19 protein-coding genes are annotated in these 23,833 nt (G+C 60.3%); 14 read left to right on the forward strand and 5 right to left on the reverse strand.

The genetic code is table 11. The features are described 5' to 3' along the window. Positions 1–125: 125 nt before the first annotated feature. Complete coding sequence (locus tag V1273_RS14150; RefSeq protein WP_334368220.1) at positions 126–392, reverse strand: hypothetical protein; 267 nt, start codon at positions 390–392, stop codon at positions 126–128. Between the two features lie 528 nt (positions 393–920). Here V1273_RS14150 and V1273_RS14155 point away from each other — a divergent pair. From V1273_RS14155 to V1273_RS14200, 10 genes are all read left to right on the forward strand, one after another. Next, positions 921–1,844: a complex I NDUFA9 subunit family protein gene (locus V1273_RS14155; RefSeq protein ID WP_442894089.1), complete on the forward strand. Its 924-nt coding sequence runs from the start codon at positions 921–923 to the stop codon at positions 1,842–1,844. A 122-nt stretch (positions 1,845–1,966) separates the two neighbouring features. Further along, complete coding sequence (locus V1273_RS14160; protein ID WP_334382686.1) at positions 1,967–2,215, forward strand: hypothetical protein; 249 nt, start codon at positions 1,967–1,969, stop codon at positions 2,213–2,215. Positions 2,216–2,647: 432 nt separating this feature from the next. Further along, complete coding sequence (locus tag V1273_RS14165; RefSeq protein WP_334409997.1) at positions 2,648–4,156, forward strand: amidohydrolase family protein; 1,509 nt, start codon at positions 2,648–2,650, stop codon at positions 4,154–4,156. A 379-nt stretch (positions 4,157–4,535) separates the two neighbouring features. Beyond that, positions 4,536–6,506: an AMP-binding protein gene (locus V1273_RS14170; RefSeq protein ID WP_334409998.1), complete on the forward strand. Its 1,971-nt coding sequence runs from the start codon at positions 4,536–4,538 to the stop codon at positions 6,504–6,506. Then, positions 6,503–7,297, forward strand: a complete 795-nt coding sequence (locus V1273_RS14175; protein ID WP_334368225.1) for an ABC transporter ATP-binding protein — start codon at positions 6,503–6,505, stop codon at positions 7,295–7,297. The genes V1273_RS14170 and V1273_RS14175 overlap by 4 nt, the downstream gene beginning before the upstream one ends. 46 nt (positions 7,298–7,343) lie before the next feature. Then, positions 7,344–8,228, forward strand: a complete 885-nt coding sequence (locus V1273_RS14180; protein ID WP_442894154.1) for a branched-chain amino acid ABC transporter permease — start codon at positions 7,344–7,346, stop codon at positions 8,226–8,228. Positions 8,229–8,243: 15 nt separating this feature from the next. After that, the gene (locus V1273_RS14185; protein ID WP_334368227.1) at positions 8,244–9,371 is read left to right on the forward strand and encodes a branched-chain amino acid ABC transporter permease; all 1,128 of its coding nucleotides are present in this window, start codon (positions 8,244–8,246) and stop codon (positions 9,369–9,371) included. A gap of 131 nt (positions 9,372–9,502) precedes the next feature. After that, positions 9,503–10,822: an ABC transporter substrate-binding protein gene (locus V1273_RS14190; RefSeq protein WP_334410000.1), complete on the forward strand. Its 1,320-nt coding sequence runs from the start codon at positions 9,503–9,505 to the stop codon at positions 10,820–10,822. 77 nt (positions 10,823–10,899) lie between these two features. Beyond that, the gene (locus V1273_RS14195; protein WP_334410001.1) at positions 10,900–11,739 is read left to right on the forward strand and encodes an ABC transporter ATP-binding protein; all 840 of its coding nucleotides are present in this window, start codon (positions 10,900–10,902) and stop codon (positions 11,737–11,739) included. Positions 11,740–11,886: 147 nt separating this feature from the next. After that, a complete protein-coding gene (locus V1273_RS14200) occupies positions 11,887–12,915 on the forward strand; it encodes a hypothetical protein (RefSeq protein WP_442894155.1) in 1,029 nt (342 codons plus the stop codon). Positions 12,916–12,954: 39 nt separating this feature from the next. Here the strand turns inward: V1273_RS14200 and V1273_RS14205 are convergent, their stop codons facing one another. From V1273_RS14205 to V1273_RS14215, 3 genes are all read right to left on the reverse strand, one after another. Next, positions 12,955–13,974 (reverse strand): N-acetylmuramoyl-L-alanine amidase family protein, encoded by a 1,020-nt coding sequence (locus V1273_RS14205; protein ID WP_334410003.1) that lies wholly within the window; start codon positions 13,972–13,974, stop codon positions 12,955–12,957. A 289-nt stretch (positions 13,975–14,263) separates the two neighbouring features. Further along, a complete protein-coding gene (locus V1273_RS14210) occupies positions 14,264–15,784 on the reverse strand; it encodes an SGNH/GDSL hydrolase family protein (protein WP_334410005.1) in 1,521 nt (506 codons plus the stop codon). A gap of 165 nt (positions 15,785–15,949) precedes the next feature. Further along, the gene (locus tag V1273_RS14215; protein WP_334368234.1) at positions 15,950–16,279 is read right to left on the reverse strand and encodes a transporter substrate-binding domain-containing protein; all 330 of its coding nucleotides are present in this window, start codon (positions 16,277–16,279) and stop codon (positions 15,950–15,952) included. Between the two features lie 461 nt (positions 16,280–16,740). On the opposite strand from V1273_RS14215, the gene V1273_RS14220 reads away from it, so the two are divergent. The 3 genes from V1273_RS14220 (at position 16,741) to V1273_RS14230 (ending at position 19,713) form a co-directional block, all read left to right on the forward strand. Next, on the forward strand, positions 16,741–18,465 hold the full coding sequence (locus V1273_RS14220; protein WP_334368235.1) for a pyrroloquinoline quinone-dependent dehydrogenase: 1,725 nt from the start codon (positions 16,741–16,743) through the stop codon (positions 18,463–18,465). An 80-nt stretch (positions 18,466–18,545) separates the two neighbouring features. Next, positions 18,546–18,908 (forward strand): c-type cytochrome, encoded by a 363-nt coding sequence (locus V1273_RS14225; RefSeq protein WP_334412212.1) that lies wholly within the window; start codon positions 18,546–18,548, stop codon positions 18,906–18,908. A 37-nt stretch (positions 18,909–18,945) separates the two neighbouring features. Further along, on the forward strand, positions 18,946–19,713 hold the full coding sequence (locus tag V1273_RS14230; RefSeq protein WP_334410006.1) for a substrate-binding periplasmic protein: 768 nt from the start codon (positions 18,946–18,948) through the stop codon (positions 19,711–19,713). Between the two features lie 169 nt (positions 19,714–19,882). Here V1273_RS14230 and V1273_RS14235 read toward each other — a convergent pair whose 3' ends face one another. Beyond that, entirely contained in the window at positions 19,883–21,274 is a 1,392-nt protein-coding gene (locus V1273_RS14235; RefSeq protein ID WP_334410008.1) for an ABC transporter substrate-binding protein, read from the reverse strand. Positions 21,275–21,509: 235 nt separating this feature from the next. On the opposite strand from V1273_RS14235, the gene V1273_RS14240 reads away from it, so the two are divergent. Then, positions 21,510–23,705: an ATP-binding protein gene (locus tag V1273_RS14240; RefSeq protein WP_334410009.1), complete on the forward strand. Its 2,196-nt coding sequence runs from the start codon at positions 21,510–21,512 to the stop codon at positions 23,703–23,705. The last annotated feature ends 128 nt before the right edge of the window (positions 23,706–23,833 follow it).

Raw genomic sequence — 23,833 nt, forward strand, 5'->3', positions numbered from 1 at the left:
AGCGGCTGCTTGTGCGTCACGCCGCGTGCGGATTTTGGGAATGTCGCCCCGGAGGGACAACACTCACGAGCTTAAGCGGTCCCGGCAGATCCGGGACCGCTTTTTGTTTGGGCCCCCGTTACAACTCATTCAGCGGGTGGCTCACGCCTTTCCCTGAACGGGTCGGCGGCGTCATCGTGACCGCTACGGCTGCTGAAGAACATCAAGGCCATCAGCCCGCAGCCGATCAGGAGTGAAAAGAACGTTCCGAGTCCAAGGGCGATCCAGCCGTGCTTATCCATTACGGCGTCGCTCGTGGCATTCCACACCGATACAGCCCATACGCCAGTGAGGCCAAGCAGGGCTAGCAAGATCACGAGAAGACCAACCTGTCCGAAGCTAAGATTCCGCATGAGGGGACCCTTTCCAGCACACTGGGGAACGTGGGCAGTCAGAATCTAATCCTAGCCAAGACTGATGCTTGGCGCGCCATTTCGGGCCGGGGCCGCGCATGTAGTGCAGCTCGGGCCGGTAGCTATTGCGTATATCCATAACCAGGTTGTGAATGATGCTGGCGAAGTCAGAGACTGTCTCAGCCGCCTTGCGAGCAGAATCAGATATTGCGGACCAGCGCGCAGAATCGGGTGCAATCGCACGGGGTCCGACGATGCTTTTCCAGATCATCTTTTTTCTCCGTCCGGTTCGATGTGGGTACCGTGATGATCTAGCGGATCGGAGCTGTGGCTGCGCCAGAGCGATTGCCCTGCCTGTAGAGCGATTGCTGCTAGCGCCTGCGCCCTCGCGTGCTCTTTGCGCGTCCGCCCTGCAAGACCGCTGCGAGAGACTCGGCCTCATCATTTGCAGACTTGCAGTTAGTTCTCGCAGCAGGGTTCGAAGCCGCTATAATGGGGGCGGTTGCGACATGATTTGGCGAATGGGCCATGGTGGCAACGAACGATCAGATCGTCACCGTGTTCGGCGGAACCGGCTTTCTGGGCCGCCGCATCGTTCGACAACTGCGCTCACGCGGATTTCCTGTTCGGACCGCGTCAAGGCATCCCGATCACGGCTACACCTTGCCTGGCGCCGAAGACCCGCAACTTCAATCCGTAGAGGCGAACATTCACGACGAGCGGTCGGTCGCGGAGGCGCTTGCCGGCGCTTACGGCGTCGTGAATGCGGTCAGTCTTTACATCGAGCGCGGAGCGGAGACTTTTCAATCCGTTCACGTCGAGGCCGCCCGGCGGGTAGCCATTCAAGCGCACAGGGCTGGCGTCAAAAGGCTGGTCCACATTTCGGGAATCGGCTCCGATGCCACCTCCCAATCGCGCTACATCCGGAAGCGTGGCGAGGGCGAACTGGCGGTCCGGACGGCGTTCGCCGAGGCAACTTTGATCCGTCCGGCGGTGATGTTCGGACCGGACGACGCGTTTCTCGTCGTCATCCTCAAGCTGCTCCGCCAGCTTCCCGTCTATCCGATGTTCGGCCGCGGCGTGACCAGACTGCAGCCGGCCTGTGTGGATGATGTTGCTGACGCGATTGGCCGGATCATGCAGCGCGCCGAGACGACTGACATCTTCGAGTTCGGCGGCCCCCGCGTCTATTCTTACGAGGAGTTGCTGAGAGCCGTGGCGCACCAAGCCGGACTCGCACCTCGACTGATTCCAGTCCCGTTTGTCGCTTGGCATGCACTGGCATGGGCCTCCGAAACGCTCCGGATTCCATTCCTCACGCGCAATCAAGTGGAGCTGATGGAAATCGACACGGTGTCATCGCCAGATATGCCTGGATTTGCCGAGCTTGGGATATCGCCGCACTCGGTCGAGGCAATACTCCAGAAGATGCTGTCTGATTCCGGAGCATGAGACGCCTCGACCAATCCGCGTCAACGGACGCCGGGTTGGTCGATGTTGCGCTCAAGATGAGGAACCAACCTTTGGAGACCCCGTTATTGAATTTAATCAATGCGAGGGCGACCGCGTCATAAGTGAAGGCGGACATCATGGCTACATGTGAAACCTGCGGCAATGACTATGACAAGTCCTTTCAGGTCACAATGAACGGCAAGGCGCACACCTTCGATAGTTTCGAGTGCGCCATTCATGCGCTCGCGCCGACCTGCGATCATTGCGGCATCCGCATCGTCGGGCACGGATTGGAGAAGTCCGGCACGTTCTTCTGCTGCGAGCATTGCGCCGAAAGGGAAGGCGTCAAAGGGCTGCGTGATCGAATCTAGGCCCGGGCAATTGGCGCGGGCTGGATCCCTCCATCCGTCCGCGAAGGACGATGCTTCATGCGCATCAGATGCTTCATGCGCGTCATAAGTCTGCAGGCGCTTTGTGCTCGCTCGGGCAAGCCTGCCAACCGCAATGGGTGCTTTGGGACAGCATGACTGCCGGATAACTTTGCTTGCGCCATTGGAAATTTGAGCATTGAATTCGGCGAAGATGCGCCACTACCGTAAGTAGTTTTCACGTGTGTCTATACCCTCACAGGATGACGTGATGAAGAGACTCGGCTTCGGCATGAGGCGAGTGCGATGGCCTCATGCGGTTGAAGGGAGGTATGCCTATCTCGTCCACCTGACTGATCGGGAGTGGCCAAGCGCGGGAAGCTGATGCGCGCACGACCAGCGCCGTCGTAGCCCAACGAAACAGGGAGGAGAACAATGAGCACCTGGCTTAGCGAGCGAGAGCAGCGTCTTGTCGCGGGCGCGGAGGCGGCATCGGCGGCAACGCCGATTCCCACGCAGATTGTTTCCAACGGCGAGTATCTGCCGCCCCCGCAGAGCGCCGTGCAAAAGAAGGTCGAGGCCCGGATCAACGAGCTCGCCGATGTGAACGGCAAGCACCTCGGCTTGAGCCGCAGGCAGTTCCTGCACACGGGTTGCGGCATGGCGGCAGCATTCCTCGCCATGAACGACGTCTACGGCAATGTTTTCCAGGTCGCGACTGCGGAGGCGCGAGAGCCCGAATTGATGCGGGCACGCGCGCAAGGCCTCGCCGACCAGTTCATATTCGACGTTCAGACCCACTTCGTGCGCGACGACTTCGATCACAAGGAGCTGTTGGGGCTGGCGGACTTTGCGAGCCAGCACTGGAACCCGAAGATGAAGGAGGAGGGCGTCTCCTCGCTCGGCCGCTACAAGTTCCAGAATTATGTGAAAGAGATCTACTACGACAGCGACACCAACATGGCGCTGTTGAGCGGCGCGCCGTTCGATGATCCGAGTTGGTGGCTTCTTTCCAACGAGCAGATCGTCAAGGCCCGCGAACTCATCAACGACTTCGCCGGCTCGCGCCGGCTGCTGGCGCACAGCGTCATCACCCCAAAGCAGCCCGGCTGGATGGAGGAGGTCGACAAGGCGATCGAGGTCTACAAGCCGGATTCCTGGAAGTCCTACACGATCGGCGATCCGCTGGCGCCCTCCAAGTTCCCTTGGCGGCTCGACGACGAGCAGGTGATGTATCCGTTTTACGAAAAAGCCGTGAAGTCCGGCATCAACACGCTGTGCATCCACAAGGGACTGCTGCCGCCCGATTACGAAAAATCGTTCGCCGGCGTGTGGGAATACGCAACCGCATGGGATGTCGGAAAGGCGGCGAAGGACTGGCCGCAGATGAACTTCGTGATCTATCACTCGGCGCTACGGGCGTTCCTCGAGCTGCCGGACAAGGCGTGGGCGGAGTTCGAGCAGACCGGCCGCATCCAGTGGGCCACGGATCTTTCGGAAATCCCGCAGAAGTTCGGCGTCAACAATGTCTATGCCGAACTCGGCACGTCCTTTGCCAACTCGGCAGTGGCGCATCCGAAATTCTGTGCCGCGCTGGTCGGCACGTTGATCAAGGGCATGGGGGTAGACCACGTGATGTGGGGCACCGACTCGGTCTGGTACGGTTCACCGCAGTGGCAGATCGAGGCGCTGCGCCGGCTCGAAATCCCGGAGGACATGCAGAAGAAATACGGCTTTGCACCACTCGGCGACGCCAATAGCGCCACCAAGCAACTGATCTTCGCAGGCAACGCCACCAGGCTCTACAAGATCAAGCTGAGAGCGGCTGACAACACCAGGATGCCGGCCTATTCCGAGGACCGTCTCGCCTCGCTCAAGAACGAATATACGCAGGCAGCTAAGGCGCCCTCGAACCTGCGCTACGGCTACGTTCGCGCCGCGTAAACGTTAGACGGCCGCGCCGGTGGACCGAGCAAGCTTCACGGGCGCGGTCGACGTGCGGCTCCAGTGAAGGGTGTAGATCGACAGAGGCAATTTTGGTTTCGGATGAAAACCAAACGCTTCGTGCGATGTTTGCTTTTCGGCCCAGTAGCTCACATCCCGGGACGCCCGTTGTGTCCCCACAACCGGCATAGGATGATTGCGCCGCAACATGCGCCAACACAATTGGTCGCATCCGGGACTGCCAAACCGGGCTTGTAGGACTTTCGATCAATTGTATTCTCAAGGGAAGCATGCGGAACTCGCATGGCTGCTGCCTAAAGTGCGCAGATCACCATAAGCAGGCGCGAACCAACGTGCCGGTTTTTGGGTGGAGACCGACATGGCCGATGGCGGATCGTTTGACACGTTCCCCAAGTTGCTACTGCGAAACGCCGCGAAATTTGGCAACCGTCCGGCGTTTCGGCACAAGGATCTTGGCATCTGGCAGACATGGACTTGGACCGAGGTCGCTGGGATCGTACGTGCCTATGCCGCGGGTTTGCAGCGGATTGGATTGCAGCCAGGCGACACTTTCGCCATCGTCGGCTCCAACCGGCCGAAGCTCTATTGGACCATGATGGCAGCGCAGGCGCTGCGTGCGATTCCGGTTCCGGTCTATTCGGATGCGGTGGCTGACGAGCTTGCCTACGTCCTTGCCCACGCCGACGTGAAGCTTGTTGCAGCGCAGGATCAGGAGCAGGTCGACAAGATTTTGTCCGTATCCGACCGGGTGCGGCATCTCCGGAAGATTGTCTACGATGAACCGCGTGGACTCCGCGACTACGATCACAGCCGGCTGATCGCAATCCATGATGTCATCGAAGACGGCCGAGCCGCGCTTGCGGTTAATGCTGCGCTTGGCGAGCAGATCGATGAGATCATCCGTCAGGGTGAAGGTTCTGACATCTCGATCATCCTCTATACCTCGGGAACAACCGGCGCGTCGAAGGGCGTCATGCTGTCGGCGCGACGGTGCATCGACGCTGTAACTGATACTGTCAGGTTCGACAGGTTGACCGAGAACGACGTGGCGCTTGCTTATCTGCCGCTCGCCTGGGTGGGAGATCATTACCTCAACTATGCGCAGGGCCTTGCCGCCGGTTTCTGCATGGCGTGTCCCGAGAGCGGTGAGACGGTCGAGCAGGATTTGCGCGAGATCGGACCAACCTTCTATTTCGCTCCACCGCGCGTTTTCGAGAACATGCTGACGCGAGTGATGATCCGCATGGAGGATGCTGCGCCAATCAAGCGGCGTATGTTCGACTACTTCCTCCGCATTGCGCGACGACATGGCGAATCGATTTTGACCGGAAAGCCGGTGCCGGTGTCAGGCCGGCTACTCTATGCGCTTGGACGCTTGATACTCTACGAGCCCCTTAAAAACGTTCTCGGGCTGTCTCGCGTGCGCGTTGCCTATACTGCAGGTGAGGCCATTGGTCCGGATCTTTTCGCGTTTTACCGCTCGATCGGATTGAACCTGAAGCAGCTCTACGGTCAGACTGAAGCATTCCTCTACGTCACTTGTCAGCCTGACGGGGAGATCTACTCCGATACTGTCGGGCCGGCGGCGCCGAACGTCGACATTCGCATTGCGGAATCAGGCGAGGTGCAATTCCGTTCACCCGGCATGTTTGTTCGATATTTCAAGGATCAGGCGAAAACTGCGGAGACCCTGACGCCTGATGGTTACGTCAAGACCGGTGATGCCGGCTTCTTCGACGAGAAGACGGGACATCTGAAGATCATCGATCGCGCAAAGGATGTGGGCCGGCTGGCCGACGGAACGATATTTGCGCCGAAGTATCTTGAGAACAAGTTGAAGTTCTTTCCAAGCATCAAGGAAGCGGTCGCCTTCGGCGATTCCAGGGAGTTCGTTTGCGCCATTCTCAATATCGACCTGACTGCGGTCGGGAGCTGGGCCGAACGCAACAACATTGCCTACGGCTCCTATCAGGAACTGGCGGGCCATCCACTGGTCTACGATCTGGTGGCGAAAAGCGTTGCCGAAGCGAACCGCTCCCTCGCGGAGGAAAAGGTGATGGCTGGCGCACAGATTCGGCGCTTTCTGATTCTGCATAAGGAGCTCGACGCCGACGATGGCGAATTGACACGCACGCAGAAAGTTCGCCGCGGAATCATCGCCGAGCGCTATGCGCCATTGGTCACAGCGCTCTACGACGGTTCGCATGAAGCCGACATTTCCACCGAAGTCACTTTTGAGGATGGCCGCAAGGGCGTGATCGCGGCGCAGGTCAAGATCCGCGACGTGCCGGCAATTGGCGCGACGGAACCCTTGGGGAGGGCCGCATGAGGACGCCGGACACGAGCGAAATCCTGCTTCAGGTCGAGGGGGTATCGCTGGCGTTTGGCGGCGTGAAAGCGCTGAGGGATGTTTCGCTTGACATCAGGAAAGGTGAAATTCGCGCCATCATCGGACCGAATGGCGCCGGAAAGACTTCGATGCTCAACGTCATCAACGGATTCTATCATCCCAATCGTGGTGCCATCACCTTCAAGGGACGAACCCGCGCCCAGATGCAGCCCTTCGAGGCGTCCCGTGGCGGCATTGCGCGCACCTTTCAAAACGTCGCGCTATTCAAGGGAATGAGCGCGCTCGACAATATCATGGCTGGGCGCACATTGAAGATGCGGCGGGGCCTGCTGTGGCAGATGCTGCGCTACGGCCCTGCGCTGGCGGAGGAGATCGAGCATCGGCACCGGGTCGAAGAGATCATCGATTTTCTGGAGATCGAACCGATCCGCAAGGTGCTGGTCGCGCGCTTGCCATACGGCCTGCAGAAACGGGTCGAACTCGGCCGCGCCCTTGCGATGGAGCCCGATCTCCTTCTCCTTGACGAACCGATGGCAGGCATGAACCTCGAAGAGAAGAAGGACATGTCGCGGTTCATCCTCGACGTGAACGATTATTACGGCACGACCATCGCGCTGATCGAGCATGACATGGCTGTGGTGATGGATCTCTCCCATCGCGTGGTGGTGCTCGATCATGGCGTGAAGATCGCCGACGGAACGCCGGATGAGGTCAAGAAGAATCAGGACGTCATCGACGCCTATCTCGGCATCGCGCACCAGGGAGCATAGTGTGATCGCATTGGGTCAATTTCTCGAGGTGTTGATCGGCGGATTGATGTCTGGCGTCCTGTATTCGCTGGTCGCGCTCGGCTTCGTGTTGATCTTCAAGGCATCCGGCGTGTTTAATTTTGCGCAAGGCGCAATGGTGTTGCTCGCCGGGCTGGCGCTGGTTCGTTCGCTCGATCTCCTCGTGGCCAACGGCTTCCCGCTTTGGATTGCGATCGTCGTCGGCATCGGCTTTGCCGCCGTGATCATGGCGATAACGGCCTGGCTGATCGAGCGGTTCGTGATTGGACCTCTTGTCAATCAGAACGCTCTCACGCTGTTCATGTCCACCATTGGCGTGACATTCGTCCTCGAGGGTGCGGCGCAGATGATCTTCGGTTCCGATGTTTACCCGTTGCGGCTGTTCCCGACCGACATCTGGCTGCTGTTCGAAAGTCACTTTCCGGGTGGGATTCTGGTCAACCAGCTTGATGTCTGCGGCGGCTTTATCGCCGGCATTCTGGTCGCGGGTCTCGCGATCTTCTTCCAGCAAACCAAGACTGGTCGCGCACTCAGGGCGGTTGCCGACGATCACATGGCAGCGCAGTCGGTCGGGATTCCGATCGGCTGGATCTGGTTTGTGGTCTGGCTTGTTGCCGGTCTCGTTGCGCTCGTTGCGGCGACCGTGTGGGGTACCAAGCTGGGTGTGCAGTTCTCGATCACGTTTCTCGCGCTGAAGGCCCTGCCGGTTCTGATCATTGGGGGCCTTACCTCGGTCCCAGGAGCGATCGTCGGCGGGCTTATTGTAGGTGCGAGCGAGAAGCTCGCCGAGGTGTTCCTGGGGTCGCATATTGGCGGCGGTATCGAATATTGGTTCGCCTATGTGCTGGCGCTGGCCGTGCTGCTGGTGCGGCCGCAGGGGCTGTTCGGCGAGCGCATCATCGAGCGCATCTGAGATGAGGAGTTAGTTGTGCTTTATCGCGAGGCAGGCCAATTCAAGACGACCTACGCGGAGGACATGGCGATTTTCCCGATCCGCCAGGACCGTATGGCGCTCGCGGTCTTGCTTGGTATCGCCTTCATTGGCGTTCCGCTGCTGGCCGACTTCGACATTTGGCCGTTCGGCAGCGACTATCTGCTTCGCGCCATTCTGCTGCCCTTCCTGATCCTCGCGCTCGCCGCTATCGGCGTAAACATCCTGGTCGGCTATTGCGGCCAGATCTCGCTCGGCAGCGGCGCGTTCATGGCCATCGGCGCTTACTCCGCCTACAAGTTGGGGACCGGCGTTCATATTCCGCTCGCCTGGCTTGGCTTCGCGATTTCGATCCCGCCGTTGCCCGTACTGCTATCCATTTTGCTCGGCGGGCTGGCGGCGGCGGTTGTCGGCATCCTCTTCGGTATTCCCAGTCTGCGGATCAAGGGCCTCTATCTGGCGGTCGCAACACTCGCAGCGCAGTTCTTCTTTGACTGGGTGTTCCTGCGGGTGTCGTGGTTCACCAATTATGCGCCGTCGGGGTCGGTCAGTGCACCGACACTGGATTTCTTCGGTCTGAACGTAGGCACGCCGATCGAGCGATATATGCTGTGCCTGATCTTCGTAACGGTGTTCGCCTTTCTGGCGAAGAATCTCGTTCGTGGCAACCTCGGCAGACAATGGATGGCAATCCGTGACATGGACATAGCCGCGGAGCTCATCGGCATCCGGCCACTCTACGCGAAGCTTACAGCTTTCGCGGTCTCTTCATTTATCATCGGCGTGGCGGGCGCACTTTGGGCGTTCGTCTATCTGGGCTCGTGGGAGCCGCTCGCCTTCTCGATCGAACGTTCGCTGCAGCTTCTGTTCATGGTGATCATCGGCGGGTTGGGTTCGATCATGGGGTCATTCATCGGTGCCGCTTTTATCCTGATCCTGCCCATCATGCTGAACCTGCTTCCAACCCAGCTCGGTGTGCCGCTGTCGACAGAGACGATTACTCATCTGGAATTCATCATCTTTGGATCGCTGATCTGTTATCTTCTCATCAAGGAGCCACATGGGTTTGCCCGGCTCATATCGATTGGCAAGGAGAAGCTCAGACTGTGGCCGTTTCCCTACTGAAGGGGCGGGCAGTGCGAAGCAAGCCGAAGATCGCAAATGCGGAGCGGCGGTCGTTGGTAATAGGAGGCAAGGAAGCCCGCGAGAACAAGACCCGGTAAGAAAAAAACGGGCTGAACGAGGAGGAGACTCATATGGTACGCAACAAACTATTAATTGCTGCAGCCATACTTTCAGGCGGGGCGTTTGCCTCTCCTGCTGCAGCGCAGAGCGAGCAGTTCATCCCGATACTATCCTACCGAACGGGCGCGTACGCCGTGAATGGCGTGCCGTACGCAAACGGCGTGGCCGACTATTACAACCTTGTCAACGAGCGCGACGGCGGCATCAACGGCGTCAAGCTCTTGGTCGAGGAATGCGAAACCGGCTACGCCACCGACAAGGGCGTTGAATGTTACGAGCGCCTCAAGGGGAAGGGCCCTACCGGCGCGGCCTTCGTCAATCCGCTGTCGACCGGCATTACATTCGCCCTCACCGAGAAGACCACGACTGACAAGATCCCGATTATCACCATGGGCTACGGCCGCGCCGATTCCAAGAACGGCGCCGTGTTCGCCTACAATTTCCCGCTGCTCGGCACGTACTGGTCCGCGGCCGATATCGCGATCCAGCACGTCGCCAAGGAGGTGGGCGGCTTCGACAAGCTGAAGGGCAAGAAGATTTCGCTGCTCTATCACGATAGCCCATACGGCAAGGAGCCGATCCCGATGCTGCAGGTGCTGGCCAAGAAGTACGGCTTTGAGTTCACGCCGATCCCGGTTACGCATCCCGGTGTCGAACAGAAGTCGCAATGGCTGGGGATCCGCCAGAACCGGCCGGACTATGTCTTGGTCTGGGGCTGGGGCGTCATGAACGGGACCGCAGTCAAGGAAGCTGCGGCCGTTGCCTATCCGCGCGACAAGATGATCGGTGTTTGGTGGTCGGGCGCAGAGCCGGATGTGCAGCCCGCAGGCGATCAAGCCGTCGGCTACAAGGCGCTGATGCTTCAGCATGGCGCGGGCAAATTCCCCGTGCATGCCGAGATCGAGAAGCACGTCTATGCAAAGGGCAAGGGCGCGTCGGAGCCCGGCAAGGTCGGCGAGGTTCTCTACAACCGCGGTATGGTGAACGCCATGCTGGGGGTGGAGGGGATCCGCAAGGCGCAGGAAAAGTTCGGCAAGAAGCCGCTGACGGGCGAGCAGGTTCGTTGGGGTCTTGAGAACCTCAATCTCTCTGAAGCTCGTCTCAAGGAACTCGGCTTCGAGGGCATGTTGAAGCCGGTCAAGATTTCCTGCTCTGATCACGAGGGCGCGCGGGACGGCCGCGTACAGCAGTGGGACGGCAAGGGTTGGAAGATCATATCCGACTGGTATACGGCCAACCAATCCGAGACCGAACCGCTCGTTGACGAAGTTTCCGCGAAGTATGCCGCGGACAAGAAGATTCAGCCTCGCGACTGCTCGAAAGAGAGCTGAGAACATCTCGGAGATCCGGAAGGAGGGTTCGCTTCCTTCCGGGGATTCCGAAGCCGTAACAGTTTGGAGGGAGCAGCGTGTCAATTCCCAAGGCCGCCACAACGACAGAAGCGGCGGCGCCGTTCCTGTCGGTCAACAACATCGAGGTCGTGTACGATCACGTCATCCTGGTATTGAAGGGCGTATCGCTGGATGTGCCGCGGGGCGGAATCGTCGCGCTTCTCGGCGCCAATGGTGCGGGCAAGACAACGACTCTGAAGGCGATTTCCAGTCTGCTGCATTCAGAGCGCGGCGAGGTCACCAAGGGCTCAATCCTGTTTGACGGTGTCGAAGTGCAGTCGCTGTCGCCAAACGATCTAGTGCGGCGCGGCTGCATTCAGGTGATGGAGGGACGGCGCTGCTTCGCCCACCTCACTGTCGAAGAAAATCTCCTGACCGGCGCATTCACGCGCGTGGACGGCAAGTCCGCGATCGCGGATGATCTCGAGCGGGTCTATGCCTATTTTCCCCGTCTCAGGGAGCGGCGCGGTTCCACCGCCGGCTATACGTCGGGTGGCGAACAGCAGATGTGCGCAATCGGCCGTGCGCTGATGTCGCGCCCGAAGATGATCCTGCTCGACGAGCCATCAATGGGCCTCGCTCCGCAGATCGTCGAAGAGATCTTCGAGATCGTCAAGGATCTAAACGTCAGGGAAAATGTCACGTTCCTGCTCGCCGAGCAGAACACGAATATGGCGCTCAAATACGCCAGGCACGGATACATCCTCGAAAATGGGCGCGTAGTTATGGATGGCGAGGCGCGGGCGCTCGCCACAAATGAGGATGTCAAGGAATTCTATCTCGGCATCGCCGGGGACAAGCGCAAATCATTCCGCGATGTGAAGCACTACAAGCGACGCAAGCGCTGGCTCGCTTAGGTCATGGGGATAAAAAGCCATACTGCTGCGCCCGCGGCAGCTCTTGCTCTCGGAATCTTCTTCATTGCGCCGGGTTCCGTTGCCTCCAATGCTATCGTCGGCACGGTCACCTCGCTCGTGGCGGCCGCCATCGGCAATCTCAGCTTCATGTCGCCTGCGATGGGCGAGCCGGCCTCACTCACCAGAAAACAATCGGATGCGCTCAATACATACAATAATGCACGGAGCAATTTTGAGTCGATCCTGGGCCAGCGGCGCGCGCAGATCAATTCGAACCAGCGACTACCGAACTTGCCAGGACAAGCCCTCTACCTTGCACGCAACAACATGATCAGCGCGTACAAGGATCTCACCGACGCTCTTCCGTCCAAGATAGGCGGGCCCAACAAATACGGAATCCCCCCGGCGTATTTTAGCGCCGACAATGAGCCGCTGCTCGACGAGTACAGGAGACTTTTCGACCTGATGCAGGCGCCGCCCGCCAACGCGCAAAACTCGGATACTCCATTCAAGGACGTTGTCGATCTGGGCGCGGCCATTGCGCGAGCCAAGGGCCTTGATGCGGCCAATGCCGAAGCAGCAGGCCGTATCAGCCTGGGCCTGTTCTTTGCCGAGACAAATGGCAATCAGAACATCGGGAATGCGCGCTCGAACAAATATAAGGGCAGCTTGCAAACAGGCGTACCCGAAGATCAAAACGGGCGAAGGAAATGGGCCGCGATAAAGAAGTCGATCGCAGCCTTTGATCCCGCACTAAACGCCCGCGACGACAAGGAAGAGGCACGGGCCGGCAATCTGGACTATCGGTATAACCACTGGACTGCGGTGCGGGATGGCCTCATGAACGCACACGCGGATATTTTCCCGCAAGTACCGGCGATCGTGAAAACGCTGCCGGATCCGATCGATCAAATGAAGCTGTTTGAACTGATCCAGATTATCCCGAGCCCGACCAGGTCTGCGCTCGGCTCGCGCAACCTGGTCGACCACAGAATTTCCGACCCGAAGATCATGGCCTATCTGCGAAATAACAGCGTTTTCACCTTCGGACGGGCTGACCGGGCCAAAACATCCGCGACCTATCGCGAAATTCTCGATGCGATGTGGCTGTTCAACGAAAAATTTGAACGAGCGCTTTCCACATTCGACGAAATCAAGAAGCAGTCAAAGGGTTGAAGCCGGCAGGCGGGGTTCAGATGCGACGCTACCGCGCCGTCAGAGCGGACCGAGCATGGCCCATCGGGGCTCGCAAAATTGCTTCACCGCCGCCGTGACACCGCTGCTGATGATGTCCCGCCGTTCAGGCGAACTCATCTTGAGCTCCTCGTCCCGGTTGATGATCGAGCCCGCTTCCAGCAGGACGGCAGCCATCCGGGTTTTTCTCAGCACGATGAGCTCATCGTAGCGATAGACGCCGGTCTCCTTGTTCAGTAGCTCGCGCTGGTACCTGCCCATGATGGACTGGGAATATTGCTTGGCATAGTCGAGGCCCTGGGCCTTCATTTCCTTGGCGATCAGTTCGGCGAAGGCGAAACTCGTCTTGAAGTCCGGGTTGCTGCGGGAGACGAAGACGGAATATCCGCTGAAGCGGTCGCTGAAATGGCTTTTCTTTCCCTCGAACTCCCAGTCCTCGAGGAATTTGTTGGGCACGGAGTCATGGTGGATCGACAGCAAGAGATCCGCGGGAAGATTGTTGGCGGCGGCGACGCGTTTGAAGAGGCTGTGCCTCGCCTTGCCCTCGGTCACGAGCAACCTGGTTTCAGTAAAGCCCTCGGCCTTCAACTTTTCCTCGATCCGCTTCGCAAGGTGCAGATTGAAGACAAACTCGGGAACGTTGCGGGCGCTGATCGCGCCTTCCGATTCGCCGGTGTGTCCCACATCCAGAACGATCCGGAACTTGGAGGGATCGCACAGGGGGGCGACCGGTTTGAAAGCTGCAGAGGGCAAGGCGACCGGCCCCAGGGCGGCAAGCTTCACGGTGCGGCGCTTTGGCGAGGCGGCTCGCTTCGCCAAAGTGGCTGGCTTGCGCGAAGTGACGTGCTTTGACGGCTTGCCTTGTTTTGGCGATTTGGCCTGTTTTGACGAGCCTTTGAAGACGTCCGACAGCCAACCCGCGTCGCTGACCTCGATCGGCAGAAGCACCATTGCGGCCATCACGGCAATGACGATGCGGCCGCGGCGCCAAAATCGCGAAGCGATACCGCCGAGAACACAAATGAACGCGCGGCGCTTCATGCTCGCCCGGAGACCGAACCCGAAGGCGCGCTAATGCGAATGAGGCTTGCGTTGATGTCGACGAACGAAGTCCTGGCACAGCCGATGGAAAACATATCGTACCCCACCTATCGAATTCGACACGCAAGGGTCGCAATCCAATGAGGGCGGATACAAGTCGGATGAGAGCGATTACGGCATACAATCGCGCGATTTCATATCAGTGTTGTCATTGAGCCACATAACTATGCACTGAAACAGGCTTTCGGCCATTTCTTGGAAACCGTCAAAAGCGATTGTTGGTCTCACTCTAGCGGCGTTGCTTTTTCGGCTTCAGCGATGCCGCCGGCGCCCGTGCGTTGGCATCGAGCGATGTTGATGCCACTGGCGTCTCACCCTTGGCCCCTTCGATTTCACGTCGTGGCCAGGCAAAATCGTCGGCGCGACCGGCTGGCGCCGACAAAGGCTCCCCTGTGATCAAGACCCGCGCCGCCTGCGCATCCATTGTCACCGTCCGCGCCCCCGGACCGCCGAGCAATTGATTCGTGCCGACAGAGGAGGCCGTCAAGGGAACGATCGGCCCGGCCAGCGGACGTGGCGCCGGCTGATCCGGCCGCGCACTGGCGTCGGGCGTGGCCGGCTCAGTGGGCAGCACAACCGGTGCGGAACGCGCAGCCAACAGGCGGTTGATCTCGCGCTCGGCGTAATGCGCGAGCTTGAGCGCGCCGGCCTTGGTGAAGTACACGCCATCGGAAGAGCGCAGCCGGCGGATCTGCCCTTCGAAGTCGGGGCCGTGCTGCAAGAAGCGGCCGGTTTCATCGACAAATCCGTCCCAGACATCGACATAGGTGATACCGGCTTTGCCGGCCGCATCGCGATAGAGCGTATTCAGAAACGCCGTGTCGGCGGTCGACTTGGCGCCACGTACCACCGGCAGACCCACCCACAGCACAGGCACACCCTTGGACTTGAGTACGCCGATCATCTCCTCGATCTTTGCCATGTAGAGTTCGACCCAGCGTTTCTCGCGAAACTCATGGATGTCGTTCGGCGAATGCGCGCTCCTCTCCGGTTCAACCACCGCCCGCGCGCCACTGTTTTCGGCGGCATCGTCCGGCGGCAATTCGGGATCCGGCACCTTGGCTGCGCCATCGGGCTTCGCCTCGGGCTTTGCGCTCGAAGCCTTGCCATCAGGTTTCGCCTTGGCGTCCTTCTTGTTCCCAGCCTTATTGTCGGATTTGTCGACCGCCGGCTCGCGGATTGTGACGCGATCATCGAGCCCGAGCATGACGACAATGGCGTCCGCCTTTTCGGTGGCGAGAATGCCTTTGGCAGCGGCGGCCCAATCGGCGGGATCGCCCTTCGGCTGGTACTTGATCAGGCCGGAAACTGTCTTGTGTTTGCGGATCACGCCCATCTCAGGCTGATCGGCATAGATGTTCTCAAGCCCATAGGCGAGCCAGTCCGCCATGGCGTCACCGAGCACAAGAATGTGGCGCTCCGGTACACCATTGCGTTTTTCGGGCGGCGGCGCCTTTGAAAAATCCTCGCGCACCGGCGGAGGCGCTTGCCGCCCACTCCAACGGGGCTGCGGCGCTTGCTCCTGGTACGGCGCAAACGTATCGTTACCGTACCAGCCGCCGCCACCGCGTTCGTTGCCAAACCAGCCGCCGCCGCGTTGCGGTTGCGGCCGCTGCTGATATCCGCCGAAATTAAAGAACTGTGCAGAGGTTGGGCCGGCCAGGCCGAGCAACATTCCCACCGCCACGGCCAGCGCAATCAGCCAACCACGCTCGGTAAAGATGCATTGCCTTTTTGGTTCCCTTGGCATGCTTCTGGACCGCACACACGCAGAACCTACGTCCGCCAGACTAGCACAAAGGCCCTGTGGCCGGTCTCAGTTTACCGTGAAGCGTGTCATCTCGGTGCGGAACACGCAAGCACGGCCCATATGCGTCGTGCGCACGTCCCATAACAATACACCAATCCGATAGCCTCACTGCGGAGGCCGCAGCTCGATGCCATAGCGAGCATAGATCCGCGCGATGCTGCCATCGGCCAGGAGCGCCTCGATCGCCGCATCGACACGCTGTTGCAGCTTGTCGTCGGGGCGGAGCAGCCCCGCCGCAATATTCCAGTTCAAATCAGAATCGTTGTCGAACGCCGGAATCAGGCGCAGCGGCTTGTCGGCATGCTGCAGGTTGAACCAGCCGACCGTCATCGGTGTGACGGCGGCGGCCTCGATCTCGCGATTGGCCAATGCCGCGACAATGTCGTCCTCATACACGAATGGAGACGTGGCGGTGCCGCCCTTGGCGAGCATCATGGAGACCTGGCGTTCGGTCAGGGTTTACAAGACCGAAACGGGTGCGGATCCCGTGAAACTACGCTAGACTGCAGCAAAGCCCGTGTAAGCCGGGAAGGAATTGGACGTGGTGCTGCGAATGCTCCACGCGCGCGGAGGGTAGGCCGACAGCCGATGGTGCGATGCATCAATTGCGGTATCGGCAATGTCGCTGTCAGCATCAATGTCGCCCACAAAGGGAACACGATCGTGTCGGACAGTTGTTCAAGGAAGCGGCTGCTGAGATGCGAGCCGACCGCTGCCTGGAAACCGTTGGCTTGCGCTACGGATGGAGCCTGAGCGGAATGGGGCGTCTCATGAAAACGGAAATCGGAATTGTCCGGCGCGCGGCACAAAACGATCGCCTCGGGAGACGATCAGGTGCGGCGGGCCGGACAGTGTAGTGACCAGCGCAAGAGCAAGACCAAGGGGAGGAAATACGGATGAAGAAGCATTTGGGTTATTTTTCTCTACCCGTTGCAGTTGCGATCGGTGCGACGCTTGTCGCATCGTCAGCCTTTGCACAAACGGTTGATACCGCACGGATCGAGGCCGCCGGCCAGAATGACTGGCTGACCTATCACGGTTCCTACAAGTCGCATCACTACAGCCCGCTCGCTCAGATCAACACCAGCAACGTCGGAAACTTGGGTGTCGCCTGGATGCATATTCCGGGAAAATCCACCCGCGGGGTGCAGTCGATGCCGCTGGTGGCCGATGGCGTGCTTTACTACACCGGCTCGTACAGCCGAACCTTCGCGCTGAACGGCGCCACCGGCGAGTTGATCTGGCACTATTTCCCGGAACTGGACGAGGCGTTGATCAAGCGGCAGACGCACTCGCCTTACAATCGCGGTGTCGCCCTCGGAGAGGGCAAAGTCTACGTCGGCACAGTGGACGGTCGGCTCATCGCGTTGGACGCGAAGACCGGCAGGGTGGCGTGGGACACCAAGCTGATCGATTCCCAGAAGCTGACGGTCGGCTTCACCGGTGCGCCTCTCTATGCCAAGGGCTTGGTGATCATCGGCGCGCAGGGCGGTGAGTGGCCCGGCCGCGGCCCGATCTTCGCCATCGATGCCGCCACGGGGAAAAAGAAATGGGAGTTCCTGACGGTTGCCGGCACCGACGAAGCCATGAAGACCTGGGGCGGTGACTCCTGGCGCACCGGTGGAGGCGGCGGCTGGATGCCCGGCACCTACGATTCCGAGACCAACACCCTCTTGTGGGGCACTGCCAACCCGGCGCCGCTCTACGATTGGTCGGGAGCGGACTATAAGACGCAAGGCGCGCGTCCCGGTGACAATCTCTACACAAGCTCAGTGATCGGTCTCGACATCGATACCGGCAAATTGAAATTCTACCATCAGGAGCTGCCGCACGATGCCTGGGACTTTGACAGCGCCGTCGGCGAGTTCGTGATGCTCGAGCGCGACGGCCAGAAGCTCATCGTCCATCCGAACAAGGGCGGCTTCATCTTTGTTTACGACCGCAATCTCGCCGTGAAGAACGTCTGGCGGCTCGTTCAGAACATCAATTTCGTCAAGGACATCGATCCCAAGACGGGCGCGCTGATCGGGCGTCGCGACTTCACTGCGGGGAAGGTCACCGACCCGCCGCTGTGCCCATTCATTGGTGGCGGCATAAGCTGGAACGCCGGGTCGTACAGTCCAAAAACGGGCCTCTATTACAAGATCGGCCAGGAATGGTGCATGACGCTCGACGTCCAGAAGACGACGCCGGTGACGAGTCCACAGGTACAGCTTAACATCGGCGCCGATTTCAAGATGGCGCCTCCTCCGGGCGGCGAGATCTATGGTCATCTCGACGCGCGCGACCCCGTGACCGGGGTTAAGAAATGGGAGGTTCGCTACCCCGAGCCGCCGCTTGGCAGTGTGCTATCGACCGCAGGCAATCTCGTGTTCGTGCCTGATTCGCGCGGCACCATTCACGCCTACGATGCCGAAACAGGGACCGAGCTGTGGAATCACAACAACGGCACCGGCCATCAGGGTGGCATCGTCAGCTACTCTGTCGGCGGCAAGCAATACATTGCCGTGACAGCGGGCTTCGGCGGCATGTTGGCGGACGAATATGGGCCAAACTTCGGCGGCATCTACAAGAGCATGCCGCGCGACGACGGCATGCTCGTCGTCTTCAGCCTCAAATAGGCGATCGCAAACGATCTGCCGGGGGGGCGGGCGCAAGCCTGCTCCCCGTGCGTTGAAGCGGCTGGGTGGCTTTCAGGGAAATGGAGCCGGACGTTTTGAAATTGCACTTGAAGAACATCGCACTGCTATCGGCGGTGCTGGGCGCGTCATTGGCGTGTGCCGGGTCGGTCCGGACGCAGCCTGCGAGCCCTGCGCCCGACAACGGGACGTTCGACGTCGAGCAGTTGTTCGCAGGGACATGCGGCTTTTGTCACTCCAGTGGCGGCCGAGCTGCCGGCAAGGGGCCACAACTGATGAATTCACCACGAGACGACGATTTTTTGCGTGACCGCATAAAGAACGGCAAGGAAGGCGCAATGCCTGGATTCGCTGGGGCCTTCACCGACGCGCAGATCGAACAGATGGTCAAGTACATCCGGGCCTTGAAGCCGCGCGAGGGCTGAGCTGCCGAGACCCGCTCCATCCACACGGGGACACGGAATGAAGACAATTCTCCCGTTCATGGTCGGCGCCGTCATCGGGCTGATCGGCTCGGCTCAGGCGCGACCCCTCGACGCCATCCGCTCGACCGGCGTGCTCGGATTATGTGCTCATCCCAACTCGCTTCCATTCGCGAACAAGGCCGGCGATCCGCCAGGATTTCAGGTCGAATTGGGACAGGCGCTGGCACGTGAGCTCGGAGTCTCGCTGGAGCTCGACTGGATTATCACCCGGTACCAGATGCGCAGCGCCGGTTGCGACATTCTTCTGGATGTGATTGCCGATCGCGAGGCGCAAGGCGAGACCAACTTGAGGATTTCAAAACCCTACTATCGCACGGGCGTTGTCCTGGCCGTGCCGCCGGCCAGCAAGCTCACGTCGTTCAAGAGTCTCGACGGGCACACGAAGGTCGGGGTCCTGGTCGGATCCTTCGCGGCGATGGTCATTAGTCAGCGGCGTGTACCGACATCGACCTTCGGGTTTGAGATCGACAGCCTTGAGGCCGTGGCCAACCATGAGATCGACGCGGCGGCGGTCACGCCGACGGCGGCGAGCTATTTCAACCTGACGCATCCGGACAAAGCGCTCCGCATATTGGATCGCGACGAGAGCGAGGCGAACCTCAACTGGAATGTCGCTGTTGGCATGGTCCGGCCGGATGACAGCTTGCGCGATGCGATTGATGGGGCTCTGGAGCGGCTGCGCGCCGACGGCACGGTCGAGCGAATCTACCGGCGCTACGGCGTCATCCTGCAATCGCCGAAATAGTTGCGCGCCGGTGCGCGTCGTCGTGGCGACCTTTGCAGTGTTCTGATGTCAACGCTTGATCGGGCCGGGAGCGCGCAAGCCCGTCGAGCACAGAAGCCCCGATTGGCCAGCATTCTCGATACCGAGCATTGGCGGACTCAAGGCGGATATAGCGCACGTAACAGCCCTGCTATCCGCGGATCGCCGCATTGGCCTTCTCGGCGGCGTTGGTCATCGCAATCTTCGCCGATCTCGCTCCGGTGACCACTTCATTCACGCCGATCATGAATGCGTCCAGGATGGGTCTCGAGAGCGCATGGAAAAGAATCGCCTTGGCGCGGTCAACATCGGCATTCTGCAAGTTGGTCAGCGCTGCCTCCGCGGCTTGTGCGCCGAACGCCTTCTTGAAGTCCTCGCTCGACCAGGCCGACACGCGTGTCGTCGCCAGCCCCGCTGCGGCGGTCCGCAGCGAGGTTGGCTTGCTTGTCGCCCACATCAGAAACAAGAACGCCGCCCGCTTGTTTCGGGAATGGGAATTGATGCAGGCCTGCCAGTGCGACATGAAGGGCACGGACGTGCGGCCGGCGACATGTGGAAAGGCGGCGAACACAGTCCGCCCGGCAACTTGGCTTTTGGCTGGATTGGAGATGTCGGTGGCGAAGTTGCTGCTGTCGATCGCCATCGCCGTCTTGCGCTGCAGGAAATCGTCCAGCACGTGGTACCATTCATAGCCGCTCACACCGCTGGGTCCGGCTTGGCTGAGCAGTCGACCGTACATCTCGACGGCCGCGATCGCCTCCGGGCCCGCGAAAGCGGCCTTGTTGTCCTTGACCATGTCCCCGCCATAGGAGAACACGAAGCTCATGGCCGGCACGGACGAATTGCCGCCGGCCTGCGCCCGCATGGCGATGCCCGACATCTCACTGGTCTTGGCCGCGTTGGCGGTGGCGAGCAGCTCATCGAAAGTCTGGGGAACGCGCAGATTCCTGGCTGCCATCGCGTCGCCGTTGATGAACAAGGTCACCGCCTCGGATGTGATCGGGCAGGCGTAGCGTTCGCCGTCCGGCCACAACGGAAAGGCTCGGGCTGTCTGGAGAAGATCATTCTCGTCATACCAGCCGAGATCGGTCAGCGACCTGTCGGAATAATAGGCGTTCAGCGGCTCGAGCCATCCTTTTGAGATGCCCTGGCCATAGGCCGTAAACATGAAGACGTCGGGTGTGCTGCTGCCGCGGGCGAGCTGGATCGGGAGCGCGCCCATATACGCGGTCTCCAATCGGAAGTCGGTAACGACGCTGATGCCGGTGAGCTTGGTGAAATCCCACAAAAGCGGTGTGATCGCGTTCGACCAGGGATGGATCGCGCCTGCGAGCGTGATCGTCTGCCCGGCAAATTGCCTCCAATCTATCGCAGCGTGCGCATAGACACCGGCGACATCCTCTGCGAAACCCCACCGTGGCAGGATGGCGAGGGCCGGCAGGGCGACGCCGGCTGCGCCCAATCCCTTGACGAAGCTGCGCCGGCTGGCCGACCCCGGACGGCCCGGAAGCTTTTCACCCTGCACCATTTCATTTGGAGCCATGTGAATGCTCCCGGCGGGCAGTGGCCTTCACGACAGCCGAGCGACCCCACCCGTGACGTTCTGGCCCCTTGCGAGGGGACTGACGGGCTTCTAAGCCGGTGCAATCTGCAGGGTTGGCGCGTGCCGGTTCCTATCTAAACTACGCAGACCGCGGCTGTATTTTTACTATACTGGCAATACTCTTCATCGGCATCAGAAAAGAGCCGCTCACGCGAGCATCGAAGACTTAAGGCTAATGTCAATCCCTCTGACCCAGTCCTTTCGGTGGTTTGCTCGTCCGCTGACGCTGGTGGTTGTCGCGGTGGTTCTAGCTGTCGTGGTCTCGACCGGGTTTCTCGGCCTTCGATATTGGCAGGAGCGACAAGCGGCAAGTCTTGCACACGAGAAGAGTCGACAGGTGCTCGACACGCTGGATCGGCTGCGGGCGGTCATCGCCGACGTGGAGGCCCAAAGACGCGAGTATCTGCTGACTCTCGACCCCTCATATCTCAAGGCTTACGGCGTCTCCGACGAAAGCGTACGACGAGACACGCAGGCGCTCCAGGCTCTGGTCGCGAACGATCCCTTGCAGAACCATCGTGCCGGACATCTGGCGCTGACAGTTGCAGCAAAGCTGCGTGAGATCGATGACATCGTCAAGACGGCCAGCACCTCCGGGCTGGCGGCGCTGACCATGATCCGCAGCCTGGACGAGATAAGGTCGCAGATCGACCAGATGGTGGACCACGAGCGTCTCCTGCTCGTAGATCAGGAGAAGCGCGCCGAGGCACTCGAACAACGCAAAGCCAGGCTGATCGCGACCGCGATCGTCATTGTCGCAGTCCTGGCGGTGGTGGCGTTGGCGCTTGCACGGCTCGAAGCGATAAGGCGGCGTAAGGCGATCGCGGAGAACGTCGCGCTTCACGGCGATCTCCTGGCGCGCGACAAGAAGATCCGGCGCCTGGTCGACGCCAATATCGTTGGCATCATCATTTGGGATCTCGAAGGTCGCATTCTCGAGGCCAACGACGCGTTTCTCCGTATGTTGGGTTACAGCCGGGACGATCTTGCCTCGGGTTACCTGAGCCGAACCGACCTGACGCCAGCGGAATGGCGCGACCGCGATTCACGCACGGTGGCGGAGCTGAAGCGGTTGGGGACCGTCCAGCCATTCGAGAAGGAATATTTTCGGAAGGATGGCAGTCGCGTGCCCGTGCTGCTCGGCGGGGTGATGTTCGAGCAAAGCCCAGATCAAGGTGTTAGTTTTGTCCTCGATTTGACCGAGCGCAAGCGAGCGGAAGAGGCGCTGCGGCAGAGCGAGGAGCGCTTTCGCACCCTCGTGCAGTTCTCCTTCGACGTGTACTGGGAGACTGATGCGCAACATCGGTTCACTCACCAGGAGTTCGCGGATAGCCTTGCCGACGCGCCGGCGCCGGGCGCCGAGATCGGCAAGACCCGTTGGGAAGTACCTTACCTGGAGCCGGATGAAGAGGCCTGGCGCAAGCACCGGGAGACGCTCGATGCCCACCTGCCGTTTCGCGATTTTGAGCTTGCGCGAGCTGGCCCCGACGGCAGCAAGCGTTACGTGTCCGTCTCCGGGCTGCCGGTGTTTGACAAGACGGGGCGCTTCGTCGGCTACCGCGGCGTCGGGCGGCACATCACCGAACGCAGGCGGGCCGAGGAATCCTTGCGCGCCATGCAGGCGGAGCTCGCGCACGCCAATCGCGTCACCACGATGGGTCAATTGACGGCCTCGATTGCCCATGAGGTCAACCAGCCGATCGCGGCGACGGTTACCAATGCCGGGGCTGCCCTGCGCTGGCTCAGCGCTCAACCGCCCAATCTCGGCGAGGTTCGCGATTCCCTTCGCCGTATCGTCGAGGACGGCAAGCGCGCCGGCAACGTCATCAGCGGGATCCGGGCCCTCATCAACAAGGTGCCGCCGCGGAACGATCGGTTCGACCTCAATGAAGCCATCCTCGAAATGGTCGTGCTGACCCGGAGCGAAATGCTCAAGCACGGCATCTTGCTGCAGACCGACCTCGCGCCGGGCTTGCCTATGGTGAAGGGCGATCGCACCCAACTGCAGCAGGTGATTCTGAACCTGATCCTTAATGCCATTGAAGCCATGGAGGGCGTCGACCAGCGGGCAGGCGCACTGCGGATCAACAGCGAGAGGGAGGCCGCAGGCGGCGTGCTCGTCACGGTTCGCGATTCCGGCCCGGGCCTGGACCCGGCGGATGTCGAGCGCGTGTTCGAGGCCTTCTATACGACGAAGGCCAAGGGCATGGGCATGGGCCTCGCGATCTGCCGGTCGATGGTCGAGGCTCACGGGGGACGGATGTGGGCGAGCGCGAACGAACCACGGGGCGCCGTGTTTCAATTTTCGCTGCCGCTGGAACAAGACGAGAGCGTTCAAGCCCGGCAGATCCGGTCCAATCCGGCCGCGTGAGGTTGCGGGTTGCGAGAAGCAAAGTGAGGAGCCGTTCGCGGTTGGAGCAAATGTCCCTGCGCTATGCTCGGGCCGGCCACAATGAGGCAAACGCGGACATGTGCGTGCCCGAGACATTGCTTCCGGTC

Origin of the sequence: Bradyrhizobium sp. AZCC 1721 (assembly GCF_036924715.1) — a bacterium.
In the GTDB taxonomy this organism is placed as follows: domain Bacteria; phylum Pseudomonadota; class Alphaproteobacteria; order Rhizobiales; family Xanthobacteraceae; genus Bradyrhizobium.

Excerpts from the sequence above, each read along its gene's own strand:
- V1273_RS14150 (WP_334368220.1), bottom strand. The coding sequence starts at position 392 with ATGCGGAATCTTAGCTTCGGACAGGTTGGTCTTCTCGTGATCTTGCTA.
- V1273_RS14155 (WP_442894089.1), top strand. The coding sequence starts at position 921 with ATGGTGGCAACGAACGATCAGATCGTCACCGTGTTCGGCGGAACCGGC.
- V1273_RS14165 (WP_334409997.1), top strand. The coding sequence starts at position 2,648 with ATGAGCACCTGGCTTAGCGAGCGAGAGCAGCGTCTTGTCGCGGGCGCG.
- V1273_RS14170 (WP_334409998.1), top strand. The coding sequence starts at position 4,536 with ATGGCCGATGGCGGATCGTTTGACACGTTCCCCAAGTTGCTACTGCGA.
- V1273_RS14175 (WP_334368225.1), top strand. The coding sequence starts at position 6,503 with ATGAGGACGCCGGACACGAGCGAAATCCTGCTTCAGGTCGAGGGGGTA.
- V1273_RS14180 (WP_442894154.1), top strand. The coding sequence starts at position 7,344 with ATGTCTGGCGTCCTGTATTCGCTGGTCGCGCTCGGCTTCGTGTTGATC.
- V1273_RS14190 (WP_334410000.1), top strand. The coding sequence starts at position 9,503 with ATGGTACGCAACAAACTATTAATTGCTGCAGCCATACTTTCAGGCGGG.
- V1273_RS14200 (WP_442894155.1), top strand. The coding sequence starts at position 11,887 with ATGTCGCCTGCGATGGGCGAGCCGGCCTCACTCACCAGAAAACAATCG.
- V1273_RS14205 (WP_334410003.1), bottom strand. The coding sequence starts at position 13,974 with ATGAAGCGCCGCGCGTTCATTTGTGTTCTCGGCGGTATCGCTTCGCGA.
- V1273_RS14210 (WP_334410005.1), bottom strand. The coding sequence starts at position 15,784 with ATGCCAAGGGAACCAAAAAGGCAATGCATCTTTACCGAGCGTGGTTGG.
- V1273_RS14215 (WP_334368234.1), bottom strand. The coding sequence starts at position 16,279 with ATGATGCTCGCCAAGGGCGGCACCGCCACGTCTCCATTCGTGTATGAG.
- V1273_RS14220 (WP_334368235.1), top strand. The coding sequence starts at position 16,741 with ATGAAGAAGCATTTGGGTTATTTTTCTCTACCCGTTGCAGTTGCGATC.
- V1273_RS14225 (WP_334412212.1), top strand. The coding sequence starts at position 18,546 with ATGGAGCCGGACGTTTTGAAATTGCACTTGAAGAACATCGCACTGCTA.
- V1273_RS14230 (WP_334410006.1), top strand. The coding sequence starts at position 18,946 with ATGAAGACAATTCTCCCGTTCATGGTCGGCGCCGTCATCGGGCTGATC.
- V1273_RS14235 (WP_334410008.1), bottom strand. The coding sequence starts at position 21,274 with ATGGCTCCAAATGAAATGGTGCAGGGTGAAAAGCTTCCGGGCCGTCCG.
- V1273_RS14240 (WP_334410009.1), top strand. The coding sequence starts at position 21,510 with ATGTCAATCCCTCTGACCCAGTCCTTTCGGTGGTTTGCTCGTCCGCTG.